The following is a 15,809-nucleotide window of genomic DNA, read 5'->3' on the forward strand; positions in this document are numbered from 1 at the left end:
TTCTGCCAATGACAGCCAGGCCAACACGACAAGCCCCCGAGCCGGAAAACCGGCTCGGGGGCTTACTGATGCTGCGGGGAAACCCTAGGGGCTTACTCGATGCCCGCCAGCGCGGCGCGGTGAGCGTGCAGCTTCTTGTAGCTCTCGATCAGGCGCTGGTGACGCTCCAGGCCCTCGAGCTGCATGCCGACCGGCTCCAGTCCCGGGAAGCGGACCGTGCCGTTCACCGCGCCGACCACGGCCACCATGGTCTCCTCGCCGAACATGCGCGTGAAGTTGTAGAGGAAGTTGTCCAGTTCCAGCTCGTCGTCCAGAGCGATCTCCAGCACCGCATTCACGGCCTGGTAGAAGAGCCCGCGCTCGACGGTGTTGTCGTTGAACTGCAGGAACATCTGCACCCGGTCCAGGGCATCCTCGTGCTGGGCCAGCGCCAGGTTGATCAGCAGCTTGAGCTCCAGGATGGTCAGCTGGCCCCAGACGGTGTTCTCGTCGAACTCGATGCCGATCAGGGTGATGATGTCCTCGTGGTCATCGATCTGGGTCTCTTCCAGGCGCTCCAGCAGCTCGCCCAGTTGCTCATCGTTGAGCTCGTGGAGGTGCAGGATGTCCTCGCGGAACAGCAGCGCCTTGTTGGTGTTGTCCCACACCAGGTCCTCCACCGGATAGACCTCGGAGTAGCCCGGCACCAGGATGCGGCACACCGGCGCGCCCAGCTCCTCGAACACCGCCTGGTAGGCCTCCAGGCCCAGCTCCTCGAGGATGCCGAACAGGGTCGCGGCTTCTTCCTCGGTCGTGCCCGAGAAGTCCCACTCGGCGAACTCGACGTCGGCCTTGGAACTGAAGAAGCGCCAGGACACCAGGCCCGAGGAATCGATGAAGTGCTCGACGAAGTTGTTGGGCTCGGCGATCGCCAGGGAGTTGAAGGTCGGCGGCAGGAAGTCGTTCAGGCCCTCGAAGCTGCGGCCCTGCATCAGCTCGGTGAGGCTGCGTTCCAGCGCCACCTCGAGGCTCGGGTGGGCACCGAAGGAGGCGAACACGCCGCCGGTCTTGGGGTTCATCAGGGTGACGCACATCACCGGGAACTGGCCACCCAGCGAGGCGTCCTTGACCAGGATCGGGAAGCCCTGGGCCTCCAGCGCCTCGACGCCCTCGAGGATGTCCGGGTACTTCTCGAGCACTGCCCTCGGCACGTCGGGCAGGGTGATCTCCTCCTCGATGATCTGGCGCTTCACCGCCCGCTCGAAGATCTCCGACAGGCACTGCACCTGGGCCTCAGGCAGCGTGTTGCCGGCGCTCATGCCGTTGCTGAGGAAGAGGTTCTCGATCAGGTTGGAGGGGAAGTAGACCGTCTCGCCGTCCGACTGGCGCACGTAGGGGATCGAGACGATGCCGCGCTCCACCTTGCCGGAGTTGGTGTCGATCAGGTTGGAGCCGCGAAGCTCGCCGTCCGGGTCGTAGATTTCCCGGCAGTGGTCGTCGAGGATGCCGTCCGGCAGCTCGTCGTTGGGGCCGGGCTGGAACCACTCCTCGTTCGGGTAGTGGACGAAGCGGCCGTTCGCGATCTCCTCGCCGAAGAACTGGTCGTTGTAGAAGAAGTTGCAGCTCAGCCGCTCGATGAATTCGCCCAGCGCCGAGGCCAGCGCGCTCTCCTTGGTGGCGCCCTTGCCGTTGGTGAAGCACATGTTGGAGTAGGCATCGCGAATGTGCAGCGACCACACGTGGGGCACGATGTTGCGCCAGGAGGCGATCTCGACCTTCATGCCGAGGTCCTCGAAGATCGCCGTCATGTTGGCGATGGTCTGTTCCAGCGGCAGGTCCTTGCCCTCGATCCAGGTGCTCGCGCCCTCCTCCGGCTTGGCCATCAGCAGGGCCTGGGCGTCCTCGTCGAGGTTCTCGACCGTCTCGATCTGGAACTCGGGGCCGGTCTGCACCACCTTCTTGACCGTGCAGCGCTCGATGGAGCGCAGGATGCCCTGGCGGTCCTTGTCGGAGAGGTCCTCCGGCAGCTCGACCTGGATCTTGAAGATCTGCTTGTAGCGGTTCTCCGGGTCGACGATGTTGTTCTGCGACAGGCGGATATTCTCGGTGGGAATGTCCCGCGCGTTGCAGTAGACCTTGACGAAATAGGCCGCGCACATGGCCGATGACGCCAGGAAGTAGTCGAAGGGCCCGGGGGCCGAGCCGTCGCCCTTGTAGCGGATCGGCTGGTCGGAGATGACCGTGAAGTCGTCGAACTTGGCCTCCAGCCGGAGGTTGTCGAGATAGTTGACCTTGATTTCCATTGACAAAGCACCGGATTCGTGGATTCGGGCGACCGTAGCGCGTAGCCGGCCATTATCCAGCTTTTGGGGGGCTTCGTCTTGGGCGGGTGGTCAAAAAATCGCCAGTGCGGGCGCGGCTATCCGCTAATGGCCACCTCATGCACGCTGGCGATGCCTTGCGCGGTGTCCAGCATCAGCAGGCCCTCCGACGTCGTCCCCATCTGGGCCAGCAGCTCACCCTCGGTATTCCAGGCCGCCGATCGCCCCGTGCTGATGAAGTCACCACTCGGGCCCACGGCGTCGGCCAACAGCACGTGCATGCCGTGGCGCCGGGCGACGGATGCATAATGCCGCATGGCCCTGGGCAGGTTACTGGCCGACTCGGCCACGCTGGCGAGATAGAACCGAGCGCCCATCGCGGCGGCCGCATTGGCGTGATCCGCCTGGAGCGATTCATAGCAAATGGCGGGAGCCAGCGTGCCGCCGGGGCCATCGAGCAACAGTTGGCGCTCCCCTGCCGTGAAGTAGGCAAGCTCACTGGCATGCAGCCACTGCTTGGCATAGGTGCGAGGCGGCTGGTGAGGCGAAAACCACACCATCCCGATCTGCACGCCAGCGTCGACGACCAGGGGCATGCCTACGCCGATGAGCAGGCCGTGCGCATCGCTAAGCTCCTGAAGCGCGTCCAGGCACCAGTGTTCCGCCTCGCTGACGAGGATGCTCGACAGTCGTGGCTGATAGCCCGTGAGGGATAGCTCGGGGAAGTACACCGCATCGGCTCGATGGGCCGCTGCCAGCCTGATGAGGGCGAGATGTTTTTCCGTATTGCTGGCCAGATCACCGGGCTCGGGACGCAACTGCGCGGCACATACCCTCATAGGTTACCTGTAGCTGAATTCGATCATGTGAAAATCCGCTCCGGTGGTGTCCGGACCGTTCACGCCGGCATCGGAATAGTGGAGAAACCGATAGCCGACGCCCAGGCGGCGATATAGCGGCACCCTGACGCCCAGGGTCAGTGCGAACTGGAAGGGCCCGCCGAAATCCTGCTCCCCGAAGCGATGCCGGCTGATCAGCACGCCGCCCGCCCCCAGGTCCAGCAGGAAGCGTCCGTCCTCGCTGCCCAGCGTCAGCTCCGGAATGGCCGACACCACGAGCGCATTTTCCCCCGCCCCTCGCAGCAAACCGGCACTCGCCATCACCCGAGTGCCCACGCCCCAGCCCGACGCGGCGTAGCGCTCCCATGGCAAGCCGACGTTGGCCGACAGGTCGTACTCCTTGAAGTCCTCCGGCGCTTCTTCCCCCAGCAGGGTCTTCTCCGAGACACGGGCACGCAGGCTGAGGCTCTGCAGCTCCCAGTCGTCGGCAACGCTCGGGCCGGGCGCGAGCAGGCAGGCCAAGACACTCGGCACCAGCCCGAAGGACACAGCATGACGAGGGAACCCGATCACAGGCATCGTCCACTCACCTAAAAACCTCGGTCATCCTCAGGTTAGCGCAAGCGGTAGGGGCGGGAGGTGAGCAAGGATTTGTGGAAAGCGTCGGTGGTACCGATCATCGGCGCGGTAACGCCTTGCTCTCCGGAGCATTAGGAGCGTATCGAGTAATTTTTCCGAGTGCAGCAATTTATTATGCGCAGCTTTCAAATTTTAAATGTTTTTGTAAGCGTGATAATTTTCGAGAACTTGATGGTAAAGAGTTGCTGATTTTTTCCTCGCGGCAGGGTGGAAAGCGTTAATAAATACAACCCCCTCATGCACATGAATCCGCTCACTAACTTTTTTAATCTCGGGGAATATGTAGCGTTTAACTTGATTATATGTACCGCAAAGCACAACAACATCAGGCTTTATCAACTCAACTTGCCTTCTAACAAAAGGGGCAAATTCACTAGCATGTGCATCAAACGCTTTCTTATTGGTTATAGTGCTTCCAGAAGTCTTCCTTATATTTATGTATGCAATGTTCTTAATTGCATTTTTTTCGTTTATCTTTGCATCTTTGAGTGGTGGCACAACCCCATCATAATTTTGAATCCCGTAAGCCCATCGTCCCACCCGACGAAGAACCTTTCCTCGCCACCATCCGCTTTTCTTAACGTCAATAGCTCTATTGATCGCAGTAACAACATTCTGCTTGGCTTTATTTGTTTCCTTTAAAACAAACAAAACTCTTTTTCCACTACTATCCCAATTCTCTTTTGAGATCACTCCGTCGTGGTTGAAGTGCCAGCCTTCCGGGAAGGCCTCTTTCCAAGCAGTCATCAACTCATCAATACACTTTATTTCAGAAATTTCTTCATTATCCATGAATAAACCCAAATTAACTATTGGTTAAGTCAGTAGGCCCTTCAGGCAGCCATTCGATATTTAAGCCACCATCACCAAAACGAACGACACCTTCCTTTTTCGGTAGTTCATTGCATTGATCCCGGTACTGAATAAAGTTATCAAGCAATTCTATTAGGTGCACTTTGAACCCTGACTCAGTGGCCTTCTCAAAAATTTCGTCTTCAACCACCCAACGAGTGCCGCTTAAGCGAGCTTCATTATCTTCCGCACAGAAAACCACTTCACCGTTTGCTTTCATAACCTCAGGGTATTGCTTGACAAGCATAGCAAGGCGAGTAGCTTCGAAGTCTTGATCAAAATTTGGCATACTTATTCCTTCTGCTCGTTATTTTTTCACCTAGAGAAAAATAGGCGACAGATTGCGTCTAAGAGGCGCATAACGCTTTCCACAGCTGCATTTTTGGAGGAGCCCGTTTGTGCTATTCAGCACAAAAAGGAGCGACGGAAAAATGTCAGCTGGTGCAATTTGTTATAACATTGACTAGCTTTCCTGAACACTCTTAGAGAACTCCGATAGTGAATCGCTAAGTTCTATACAGCCGAAATCGAAATCAAAATAGCAAACTTTACCTAAGTTTTTACTTTCACAGCCAAGACATAGAACCATATTTCCATAAAACTCAGCTACCGGGGCAATACCCGACTGAGAAGTATACAGATGAAAGTTCTCCCAAATTATTTCCAATTTCTCAATAGAAAACACTTCCATTATTTCAAGATTGGAGTCAGGTATAGCTTTTTCCAATGAATCAAACAACCTGGTTTGGAATGACTTACCTTCTAACGAGGATAACTCATCCATGTGTAGCTCTAGATAGTCTCGAAAATATTTGTCCATAGTTAACGATATGAGTTATAACGCCAAAGCTCACCTGCTGCTTTGGAGCGCAGCGGAAAAACAGTCAGGTGCAGCGCCTTGTTGGGCGGGACTTACCACGCTACCAGCTCGCCGGAACCACCACCTTCAGATGGAAAATCCTTGAAGTGAGGCAAGTCATCTACGATGGGCAGGACCGCGTGCTGACATTGAACGTGTAGTTGTGGCTTGAAATTCCCCTTCGGCAACAGAAACGCATTTACGCTCCGAAGACCCGCGTGCGTGATCTCCGAAAACAAATGAGTGCCGCAAGCCTCGCAACGCATTCTTTGAGTCGTCTTCACCACGATAGGAGTGGGAGTTCCGTTAACCACTTTAACCGACGTCGCCGGGTAAGTGGACGATGCAACATACGCGGCACCATGGGCTGCCCGACAATCATCACAGTGACAGTACGCTTGCACGACCGGCTGCCCTGAGAGTTCCAAGCTAATTTTGCCGCAACGGCAATGCACATCTACTGTCTTCAAGTTTTTCTCCTCTCGGTCGTTACTGACGCCCAACGTCCTACTCAGCCGACGCGTTAACGGTCGGCTGCAGTAGTTTGTTATGTTCGTCTGTCTCCGTTGATCTTTGTTTCAGAACAACGTCATCATGCTTAAGAAAGCTCGAATTAAATCTTTCTTCTAAGTTATCCCAGTCAATCGTTAGTGCTGCCAGTAAAATCTGAACTATAATCAAAACCCCAACAAGCAATGAATATCTCCTATTGAAGCGGAGATTTTGAACCTGCATTTCACTATTTAATCCGGACAGCCTACGATCTATAGATGCTTTTAATTCATCAGCGAGCTGAAGCCTATATTTTGCAATTCTTTTTGCGCTATCCGAGTAAGACTCCCTACAGCCATGAGGAATCTCTCTCTGAATCGCCAGAATATTTTCCCTTAATGATTCTAGCTTGTTGGTAGACTCGAAAAGTATGTCATAGTTTGTTTCAACCTTGTTTGAGTTCTTCAATAATGCTGAATTAGCATACTCCGAAATCTCTTTCTGTTGTCTTGCTACATCAATAAACATTGAGATAAATATGTGTGAGTCATATAGAGCTAACCCATTCCGAGCAAAATTATCAAACTGGTCAAACTCGTCTAAGCTTTTGCTCTTTATAAACAACGCATCTAGATCATTCTTCTCTACCATGTAACGGCTTAAGAAGTGTTCTGAATCATCACTGCTTATTTTTTCATCAAAAAAGCCAAGACTTCGTCGACAAGCGTGAACATGGCTATCATCCTCGCATTCATCAACTTCGACAAAATAAGGCTCATTAGTATCTCGATAGATATCTGCAATTAGCGTTAACTTTGATTCATCCTTAGTTATTCGCCATAGTCTAAGGACCTTTTTAGCCATACTGACTACATCGCTGCAAACCTTATTTATATTCTCATTTATAAGGTCTTCAACTAGGTTTCGTTTGTCATGATGTTGAATAGCTCTAAATTGCTGTGAAAATGGATTTGCGGAAGCAAAGGCGTAGTATCTCTTTACCTCTCCAACATCAACGCCGGAGACCATTCCTGTTGCTGACTCCTTCAGAAAAAAATATAAGGACAAATAATTAATTCCATACGAGTATTTGGACAGAGACACGTAACAAGAATCACAAAACTCTGTTTCTTCCTCCATTCTCAATAGCGAAGTCATCCTGTTTTCTCTGTGAAAATGAATCCAACCTAAATTTCTGTACCCGCCACCATGGTCATACTTGTTTTCAAAGACGGAATCATCTCTCTCAGGGTTGTAATCACCAGGAGACGCATTGGACTTTAGCCATCGGCGAATCGAATCCAAATCATCAGGATCAACCTTTACAACTACGCTTATCGCTTTCCACGTGAAGCTTCCATCAAAAAGACTGGCATATTTTATTCGATCCTCTTTTTCATATAGATGCTGGATCGACTCTTGCTCTTTCCGAGAATAGCTCTTTGCAATAAATCGAAGCCACTTAGGAAATACCCAAGGAATCAACCTGGCTAGGAGTAAGACAATTTCAGTATATTTGGCTTTTATAGGTTTCATTATTTTATTTCAGGCACAAAAAACATAACGCCCGGCTCACGCGCCGATTTGGAGCCGCGAAGCGGCGTAAAATTGGTCGCTGTGCAGCCGATTGTTAGGCCAGTTGTTCATTCACAAACTCCTGAACTTCCGCAATAAAATTCAAAACTTGCTCCCGAGAAAGCACGCCATGTGTCAGAGGCTTACCTTCCAACTTTTCGTCAATCGTCACCGTGGCCCAACTCACTGGGAGCATTTTCCTGTCGTGATCTGAAAACCTGAAACGAAAATCATGCGAAAAGCAGTTCCGAATAATGCGCCAAAACTGATACCAAGTTTGCGCCCTGAAAAGATCCATTTGCCCAGTAGTGCTGCAGTAATACTTCGTTATTTCAAATAGTTCCTTCAGTGCAGCGCGGTGAACAGTGTCAAAAAGCTCAGAAAAAGCAATCTTCGACACTTCTTCGTCGTTTAACAGAGCGGCAACATCTCGATCATCAAAGGACTTAGGGAAATCTAACGCGCTAGACCACTCGTCATAGAAAGCCGGCATGTCTTCATAGGAGAACAGTACGATTGCTGCATAGACAAGCTTACAGTTGTTCTGACTTGTGCGATAAATCCCGAGTAGCTCATCCTTGGTCATATTTATGGCCTAACGCCCGGCTTTGGGGTGGACTTGTAGCCGCGCAGCGGCGAAAAGGCCGTCCCAGCCCCGAAGGGGCGACAACAGCCGATTGTTATACCTTTTTAGAGAAAACACGTTTAAGCCACGATGGGACTTTCTTTAAGTCGACACCAACCCCCATGAAGTTTGGCTGTAAGAGCAAGGGGTCTTCATTTTTAGAACTCATAGATTTTAGCCGTTGAAGCTCAATATCTTTTTTAGCCCATTCCATTAGCTCTATTTGCACTCGGCCATACATAGGTCCGGAGTCAACAAGCTTTTGATGCCAGGGATACTTAATGTCGGCAGCCGTGAGCCTTATATAAGAATATCTATCTGGCTCATCGTCACCAAATGGACGACGATAAAAGAAGTTCTCGTACTTCCTCAAAGCCAAACCGAAATGCTCTAATTTTTCAATATCAAAGCCTTCTGGTATGACAGGGCTTGCATATTCGAAGTACAGAAAATACTTATCTTCTGGGAAGTAGAACAAGTCATGAACTAGGTTGTAGATATCTTCCTCTTCAATCAAGGACTCCCTATAAATAACATGCTCTGGTGGTAGCATTGTCATTTCTGAAGGTGGCGGCAAACTGTCTGGCCATTTTGGAATTTCCTTGCCGTCAGTATCACTCATAAACACACCCTAAGGTATAACGCTTTGCTCACCGGTAAATTAGGAGCGCAGCGAGTAATTTATCCGCGTGCAGCAATTTGTTAGCGCTATTCTAGCGTCCACCTGTACCCTTCTTCCGTTTCTGCATAAATTTCGTGGTCTGACATCGTTAGAACAACAGTGTAATCTTTGCGCTTTATTTTTCCACGTTCGATAGAGTCGGTTATATCTCGAACGATTTGCTTTTCTCCATTCTTTAGTAAACGGCTTAGGCGTTGCGCGGCCATTACTGCGTCTGTTGACGTACCATCCATCGCCATACCGCCACCAGGCGGCATTACTATTCGACCACTGCTCAGTTGTCTAGCAGTATTTACATTGGCCATCCTCAGAGCTTGGATATCTTCTCGGCTACGGACCGGGTTTGTCACAGTCATTGCTTTGACGGTAACTGAATCAAGCAACTCTGGCCATTCTCGATCAACAATGTCTAGGATATCCAGCTCAAACCATTCACCATGGTCATAAATCCCGATTTCATAGACCTCACTTTGAGTTACCACACAAAAAAGCAACTCTTTTGTGCGTTCGATGTATCCTGATGCCTCCAATTCTTGTCCCAAATGGAAGTGAGCCACACCAAAGTCATTTAACATACCGTCTTCAAACTTCGTATTTTCTCTAAGCTTTGAGTGCCATGGGTGCAAATCCAGTCCACTTTCGAAAGCCACGTCTAGTTGAGCCAGGCCGGCCTGGAGATGAGATGGAACAGCCAGCGAAGAAGCCCGCTTAACTTCTCTTTTTCCGGTTTTGATAGTTCTCCGTCGCCAAGAAAAAAGTCGGATAGCGCATTCTAAATCATCTAACGATGAATGCTGAAAGTTCTGACGCCCCAATTCGTCTCGAACAGCTTGAATCCATTGATCGTGTAGATTGCACGAGACTTCCATTTACGATATCTCCTTACGCCGCTAACGCCGCGCTCTGCGGCAAATTTGGAGCGCAGCGGAAAATTTGTCCGACAGCAGCGCCTTGTTAGGCAAATTAGTACGTTTTGTAGGAGTCCAGAGGAGCGCCACCCTCACCAGATATTTTTAAAATTGAGCAGATTATTTCAAAATACTTTGGCTGAATCCCTTCTATGCCATGGTGCTTTCCATGATCATTTAAAGATCTTATGGTCTTGAATTCATCCCACAGTGAGTTTTCTGTAATGTAGCTGTTTACATCTGTGTGTTTCGTAAATCCTTGGTCGCGAAACACGCTGATATATTTAGTGATCTCTTCGTTTTCATTTTTCGACAACAACACTCCATTTACCTGAGTGCTGTTTGATGTGGTGCTATTCGCGTACTTCTGATAGAGTAAAACCATTTTCGAAAACCGATCCGCACCCTCCGGCATCAGCAATTGCAACTCCTGCCATGTCAGCCGAGAAATACACGTAATGTGAATCGTATGTTTTCTACCTTTTCGGTTGTAAACCTGAACAATTTCATTAATAGGAAATTGTGCCATTTCCTTATAAAGCTCTACATCATAATCTATTTTCAATTTCAAACCTCGATGCTAAAACTGCCCAGCGCCATCAATTCGTAGGGTGCAGGGCATTTGCGTACCTTCAAGTAATGCGCTCTAGACAACGGCGATTCGCTCAGCTCGCGCTAATACTTCACTAGCTTCTAGAACGGGCTCCCCTTCACGCCTAAAACGTTCCAAATCTTTTGTCATGCCAACAATGACTTCCACATGCTTAACCGTGGTGCCAGAGGTATATATGTTTGCCAACTCAACTGCTTGAGCTAATGCCTCATTGTGCAATTGACGATCTGAACCGATGTCAGCTTTGAACATATAAATGCCTTCGATAGTGTCTTCTATAATCTTGTGATGAACCCCACCAGCTACCCATAAGGCAGCTACGGCCAACTCCATGCTATAACCGACCGCAGCAGAAAGTAGAGGGGTTCGTAAAATATCACTATGTGAAGCTGCAGCATTAACATCCTCCAGCATGTTGGCAAATGGTCCTAAGTGGCTTGAATTGACTTGATCTACATATTCTATTAACCGAGGCTCAACATGGTTACCCTCAAAACTGACATGCCTAGCCTCCTGCTCATTATGCGCTGTATCTAAAATTTCCTTAAAGAGCTGAGCATCATCTAGCTGGCTTGGAGGGATTTCATAGTTTTCAGCAACCGAAACAATCATTTTAGCCATGAAGCTAGTAATCAAATGATGATATGCAAGCATATACTCAGCTGCCTCTGCAAAGGCAGATTCTTGGAACTCAACGGTGTGTCCCGTTTTAATTTGCAGCGATTTAAAGATTGAAATTACATGGTTATAAGTATCTTCATTAACCAAACCTTGGACATATAAGGCCGCGACCGCAGTTCTCCTGGCATAGCCGTATGCCATCTGAACCATTGGAGAACTGTTCATAATTTCTTCAGCTGCTTCTCCCAAGTCATTATTTATATCAACGAAAACATATCCCGTATGGTTTGTCTTTTTAACAATTCCGGATAAATTTTGATCGCTTTTTTTGGTCTTCCGTTTAAAGAACATCACTTACTCCTAGTGATATTTCGATGTCGGCGATTTTTTGCCTAACGCTGAGGTAACCGGCGCCGGAGCGCCAGCGGAGGGAACCAAAAGCGCCACGCTTTTGGCGTCCGGTTGACCGTTTGGTTAGGCCTTTGCATTGGACTCACTCAGCGCCTTTCCCCAAATTGCTACTCTGTACGTAAAGGAGCCGGGGTCGCTAGCCTCGATGTTAATTGCCGCTGGGATAAAGCTTTACCCTCGTACTCTGGAGCCGCGTTGTAACGAGTTACCTTACCCTCTTGGGCAAGGGGTAAAATGACGTCTTGATCGGTACTAACTTTAAGTTCAACTGCGAAAGCTGGCACATACACGACGTTCGGTGGAACATCTTCACCCCCGAATTCGGAAGGTATAAGGAGTAGCTTCTGAAGCTCTCCCTTCTGGACTAGCGCCTCAGCTTTATCTCTTGAATCGACGCCAGAGTAGTCTGGACCCGTATTTTTTTTCTTCAACCACCCAAACATCGTTATCTCCTTGTGGGCCTAACAGTGATTAGGTGGATTGCTCGATAACAATGATGAACGTGCTGGCACGTTCATCATTGTTATCGAGCCGTCATTTTGCACCTAACCCATTGATACCATAGGAAGCTAAGAAAAGCTCGGCTCTTTATGCAAAATTCGCGCGCTTGCGCGTTTTCCCGGCAGCAATAATACTGTATGCATATCCATGCATAGAAGGGGGGGGGCACCATGGATACGCACAGCAAGCCGCCGAAGCTGATGGACCGCGTGAAGGCCACCCTGCGGGTAAAACGTTACAGTCTCCGAACCGAGAAGACCTACTGCTACTGGATCCGTTTCTTCATCCGCTTCCATGGAATACGGCATCCGGCCGGCATGGGAGGCTCCGAGGTGCATGCCTTTCTGGAGCACCTGGCCGTGGAGCGTCATGTGGCGGCGGCCACACAGAACCAGGCATTGAATGCCATCGTCTTCCTGTATCGCCACGTTCTCGAACAACCCTTGGGCGATATCGGAGAATTCTCACGAGCTAAGCGCCCTCGCCGGCTGCCGGTGGTGCTGTCACACGAGGAAGTGATACGCGTGCTGAGCCAACTGTCGGGCCCGATGCATCTGATGGCCGCACTGATGTACGGGGCGGGCCTGCGCGTGACGGAGGCCTGTCGACTGCGCGTGTGGGATATAGAATTCGAGCGCCAGGTGCTGACGGTGAGATCCGGCAAAGGCGACAAGGATCGCACCACGCTGTTGCCGCCCAGTTGCATGGTGTCGATACAGCAGCGAATCGCAGAGGCCCAGAACTTGCTGAACCGTCGACTCGAAAATGGCCAGGTTCCCGTCACCCTACCCCATGCGCTGGATCGCAAGTATCCCAATGCCGGCCTGTCGCTGGCGTGGCAATGGCTGTTTCCCTCCAGCAAACCCTGCTTCGTCCCTTTCGGGAAAGTGGTACTGCACCATATCCATACGTCGGCGGTGCAGAAATCGGTCAGACAGGCGATGCGTGCCGCGAATCTCCCTCGGCCGGGTTCGTGCCATACCCTACGGCATAGTTTCGCCACTCAGTTGCTAAGCCGAGGCACGGACATCCGCACGGTGCAGGAGTTGCTGGGCCACAAGAGCGTCGAAACCACCCAAATTTACACTCATGTGCTGGGAAGCGGCTTCGCGGGTGTCCGAAGCCCTCTGGAATAGGCGCGACGTCACGACAAGCGGACACCCGGATGCCTATTTCAGCAGGCACTTAACTCTCTCACGCGATAGCCAAACACGGCGGTTGGCCTCGTCATTCATCTAAAAACCTGCCCCGATCAAACTGGTTCGAGGCAAGTTTCTGAGGCGATATTTCAAGCTTCCGTCAAAACACAAAGGTCCGGGTCGTTTACCCCCGCGCCAGCGTCTTGAACACGCGCGCCACGGCTTCGGCGCCGGGGTCCACGATGCCTTTGAGAGCGCTTTCCGGCACGTAGGCGGAGCGTCCGGCGTTGGCGGTGGTAAGCGAGGCGGTGTTGTCGGCGCCAGTGCGGGCCGCTTGAGCAGCATCGGCCAGGGTGTTGCCAGCCTGCAGCGCGGCGATCGAGGGTAGCAGGGCATCGAGCATGGTGCGGTCCCCTGCCCTGGCGCCGCCGTATTCCTGCATCTTGTTCACGCCCGCCGCGAGCGCCTCCGCCGGGGCGTCGCCGCGCTCCAGAGCGCTGCCCGCGGCGGTGAACAGGATCGACAGCAGCACGCCGCTGGAGCCGCCCATGTCTCGGGCCAGCAGCTGGCCGATGCCGGTGAAAAGCGGCGCCAGCGCGGTGGTGGTCAGGTGGTTGGCATCGAGCGCGCGGGCCAGGCTGTCGGCGCCGCTCTGCATACTGGCCCCGGCGTCGCCGTCGCCGCTGCTGGCATCCAGGGCATCCAGCGCCTCGCGGGCATCGCGTAGCGTCTCGATAACGCGCCACAGCACCGCCGTGGTTTCGGCGTTCTGCGGGGCGTCGTCGATCAGGGCATCGTGGCCCTGGCCCGTGTTCGGCATGAAGGTGGGCGCCTTCCGCACGCCACGCACGCCCGGCCAGGCAGGCGCGCTGGTCGGCGCTCTGAGGGCGGCCAGCAACTCGGGCGTGCCGGGCACCAGGGTGACGGAGAAGCCGTGCATGTCGAGAGAGGTCATCAGCGGCGCGGGTCCGATCAAGTGGCTGACGCTTCCCTCTCCCAACTGACGCAGCAGGCTCTCGGCCAGCACGCCCATTTCTTGGGTCGAGCAGCTGCCGAGGTTGTTGAGCATGGCCACCCAGGCAGTGTTCGGCGATGCGCCGGAGATGGTGGCGAGCGCCTCACACAGCGGCTCGAGCACCAGCCGCATGGCGTCATCAGCGATCTCGGGGGCCACCTCGCGGGTGCCGGTCTCGTTGTGGATGCCGAGACCTAGCTCGGGCGAGCGAGACGCCGCCTGCTGGCCGGGCTGTGCCGCGGGCTTCAGCGCCATACCGAGCGAGCCCATCTGCTCGCATAGGGCGCGAGCCTGCTGTTGGATATCACCAAGCGCCGTACCTTGTCCGGCGAGATACCCGGCCAGCTTGTGCACCAGCAGGGTGCCGGCGATGCCACGTGGCTGCGGCGCCTGGTGGATGGCCACGTCGTCGGAGACGATCACCATCTCGACGTTCAGCCCCTCGCCACGAGCGCGCTCCGCCGCCAGGCCGAAGTTCAGGCGATCGCCGGTGTAATTCTTCACCACCAGCAGGCAGCCAGCCTCGCCGCACACCTCGCGGATCGCCGCCAGGATCGGCTCGACGCTGGGCGAGGCGAACAGGCTGCCGGAGATCACGCCGGTCAGCATGCCCTGGCCGATGAAGCCGGCGTGGGCGGGCTCGTGGCCGGCCCCGCCGCCAGAGAGCACGGCCACCTGCTCGCGGCCGTGTTTAGCCCGGTCCCAGTCTTCCCTGATGAGTATCCGCAGCCCGCTTTCCGGTTCGGCCACGCGCAGGTCGGCGGTCGCCGCCGCGGCGTGGAGGATATCGTCGACGACACGGTCCGGCGCGTTATAGAAGCGTTCCATAGGTCTCCCTGGTGGTTCCGGCACCCACCGAGCGGTGCCGCCGGAACAAAAAGAATATGACGCTAACAATCCTGCTACTGGACAACGGCGACGTCCAGAGCGCCGATGGGAATGTCATGTTCCTCCAGGGAAGGAAACGCTAGCCATCGATGCGGTGCGTCAGCGCCAGCGGGAATGGAAAGTGACGGAAGGAAGATGTCTGGCTCGGCCACGCTACCGCCCTGCCAACCTGCATCGTGCGACGGTACTTCAGCCGCCTCCTGCGGTAGCCCTGCGTCCCTTGTGTGGCCGTCTCGAGCGACCTTATTAGCTGATGCTATTCGAACGAGGTATCGGCTGCAAAAGCCGTGATGTGAACTGTGCCGAATAGTGCAGAAACGGGAGGGTTTGCAGGCAGTTGGAGCCCGAGTAGGCTGGGAGGCACCTCACAGGGAGGGCGCCAAGGCATGTCACGATCGACCGATGTTCGGAAACCCGATGAAGCCGAACCCGAGACGCCAGAGAGCGCCCCGGCGCAGGGCCGTCGGATGCGGCTGGTCTACGATGGCGACTGCCCGATATGTCGGCGCTATGTGCTCTGGTACCGCATTCGGCGCGACGTCGGCGAGCTGGAGTTGATCGACGGGCGCCAGGATAGCGAGGCGCGACGCGAACTCAGCGCCCGGGGCATCGACCTGGACCAAGGCTTCGCCCTGCAGGTCGGCGATCAGTGGTATCACGGCAGCGAGACCCTGCATCGCCTCACCCTGCTCGGCACGCGCAGCGGCGTGTTCAATCGCCTGATGTATCGCCTGTTCGCGAGCCCCGGGCGAGCCGCCCGCCTCTACCCCGGACTCAAGGCCTGCCGCAATGGCCTGCTGCGCCTGTGCTGCATCCCGCCCATCGACAACCTGCGCCGGTGAGCGGATGA

The 15,809-nt window shown here is 53.7% G+C and carries 16 protein-coding genes; 2 read left to right on the forward strand and 14 right to left on the reverse strand.

What is annotated here, in order from left to right:
• Positions 1-92: 92 nt before the first annotated feature.
• From FHR96_RS03465 to FHR96_RS03525, 13 genes are all read right to left on the reverse strand, one after another.
• Positions 93-2,282 carry an OsmC domain/YcaO domain-containing protein gene (locus FHR96_RS03465; RefSeq protein ID WP_183386264.1) on the reverse strand — a complete coding sequence of 730 codons (2,190 nt, stop codon included), beginning with the start codon at positions 2,280-2,282 and terminating at the stop codon, positions 93-95.
• Positions 2,283-2,398: 116 nt separating this feature from the next.
• On the reverse strand, positions 2,399-3,139 hold the full coding sequence (locus tag FHR96_RS03470) for a carbon-nitrogen hydrolase family protein (protein WP_183386265.1): 741 nt from the start codon (positions 3,137-3,139) through the stop codon (positions 2,399-2,401).
• Positions 3,140-3,142: 3 nt separating this feature from the next.
• Positions 3,143-3,718, reverse strand: a complete 576-nt coding sequence (locus FHR96_RS03475; RefSeq protein ID WP_183386266.1) for an acyloxyacyl hydrolase — start codon at positions 3,716-3,718, stop codon at positions 3,143-3,145.
• A 192-nt stretch (positions 3,719-3,910) separates the two neighbouring features.
• Positions 3,911-4,570 carry a uracil-DNA glycosylase family protein gene (locus FHR96_RS03480; RefSeq protein WP_183386267.1) on the reverse strand — a complete coding sequence of 220 codons (660 nt, stop codon included), beginning with the start codon at positions 4,568-4,570 and terminating at the stop codon, positions 3,911-3,913.
• Between the two features lie 13 nt (positions 4,571-4,583).
• Positions 4,584-4,919 carry a hypothetical protein gene (locus tag FHR96_RS03485; protein ID WP_183386268.1) on the reverse strand — a complete coding sequence of 112 codons (336 nt, stop codon included), beginning with the start codon at positions 4,917-4,919 and terminating at the stop codon, positions 4,584-4,586.
• 174 nt (positions 4,920-5,093) lie between these two features.
• The gene (locus FHR96_RS03490) at positions 5,094-5,414 is read right to left on the reverse strand and encodes an SMI1/KNR4 family protein (protein ID WP_183386269.1); all 321 of its coding nucleotides are present in this window, start codon (positions 5,412-5,414) and stop codon (positions 5,094-5,096) included.
• A gap of 128 nt (positions 5,415-5,542) precedes the next feature.
• Positions 5,543-5,944, reverse strand: a complete 402-nt coding sequence (locus FHR96_RS22725; protein ID WP_379685095.1) for a GFA family protein — start codon at positions 5,942-5,944, stop codon at positions 5,543-5,545.
• 52 nt (positions 5,945-5,996) lie between these two features.
• Positions 5,997-7,517 (reverse strand): hypothetical protein, encoded by a 1,521-nt coding sequence (locus FHR96_RS03500; protein WP_183386271.1) that lies wholly within the window; start codon positions 7,515-7,517, stop codon positions 5,997-5,999.
• Between the two features lie 94 nt (positions 7,518-7,611).
• The gene (locus FHR96_RS03505; RefSeq protein WP_183386272.1) at positions 7,612-8,142 is read right to left on the reverse strand and encodes a hypothetical protein; all 531 of its coding nucleotides are present in this window, start codon (positions 8,140-8,142) and stop codon (positions 7,612-7,614) included.
• A gap of 94 nt (positions 8,143-8,236) precedes the next feature.
• Complete coding sequence (locus FHR96_RS03510) at positions 8,237-8,803, reverse strand: hypothetical protein (protein WP_183386273.1); 567 nt, start codon at positions 8,801-8,803, stop codon at positions 8,237-8,239.
• 86 nt (positions 8,804-8,889) lie between these two features.
• Positions 8,890-9,732 (reverse strand): hypothetical protein, encoded by an 843-nt coding sequence (locus tag FHR96_RS03515; protein WP_183386274.1) that lies wholly within the window; start codon positions 9,730-9,732, stop codon positions 8,890-8,892.
• A gap of 94 nt (positions 9,733-9,826) precedes the next feature.
• Entirely contained in the window at positions 9,827-10,336 is a 510-nt protein-coding gene (locus FHR96_RS03520) for a hypothetical protein (RefSeq protein WP_183386275.1), read from the reverse strand.
• 81 nt (positions 10,337-10,417) lie between these two features.
• A complete protein-coding gene (locus tag FHR96_RS03525; protein WP_183386276.1) occupies positions 10,418-11,356 on the reverse strand; it encodes a hypothetical protein in 939 nt (312 codons plus the stop codon).
• 731 nt (positions 11,357-12,087) lie between these two features.
• Here FHR96_RS03525 and FHR96_RS03530 point away from each other — a divergent pair.
• Positions 12,088-13,053: an integron integrase gene (locus FHR96_RS03530; RefSeq protein ID WP_183386277.1), complete on the forward strand. Its 966-nt coding sequence runs from the start codon at positions 12,088-12,090 to the stop codon at positions 13,051-13,053.
• A 187-nt stretch (positions 13,054-13,240) separates the two neighbouring features.
• Here FHR96_RS03530 and FHR96_RS03535 read toward each other — a convergent pair whose 3' ends face one another.
• Positions 13,241-14,899 carry a dihydroxyacetone kinase subunit DhaK gene (locus tag FHR96_RS03535; protein WP_183386278.1) on the reverse strand — a complete coding sequence of 553 codons (1,659 nt, stop codon included), beginning with the start codon at positions 14,897-14,899 and terminating at the stop codon, positions 13,241-13,243.
• 446 nt (positions 14,900-15,345) lie between these two features.
• Here FHR96_RS03535 and FHR96_RS03540 point away from each other — a divergent pair, with 446 nt between their 5' ends.
• Positions 15,346-15,801, forward strand: a complete 456-nt coding sequence (locus FHR96_RS03540; RefSeq protein ID WP_183386279.1) for a DCC1-like thiol-disulfide oxidoreductase family protein — start codon at positions 15,346-15,348, stop codon at positions 15,799-15,801.
• Positions 15,802-15,809: the final 8 nt, after the last annotated feature.

The sequence above is a fragment of the Halomonas organivorans genome, assembly GCF_014192055.1.
Taxonomy (GTDB): domain Bacteria; phylum Pseudomonadota; class Gammaproteobacteria; order Pseudomonadales; family Halomonadaceae; genus Halomonas; species Halomonas organivorans.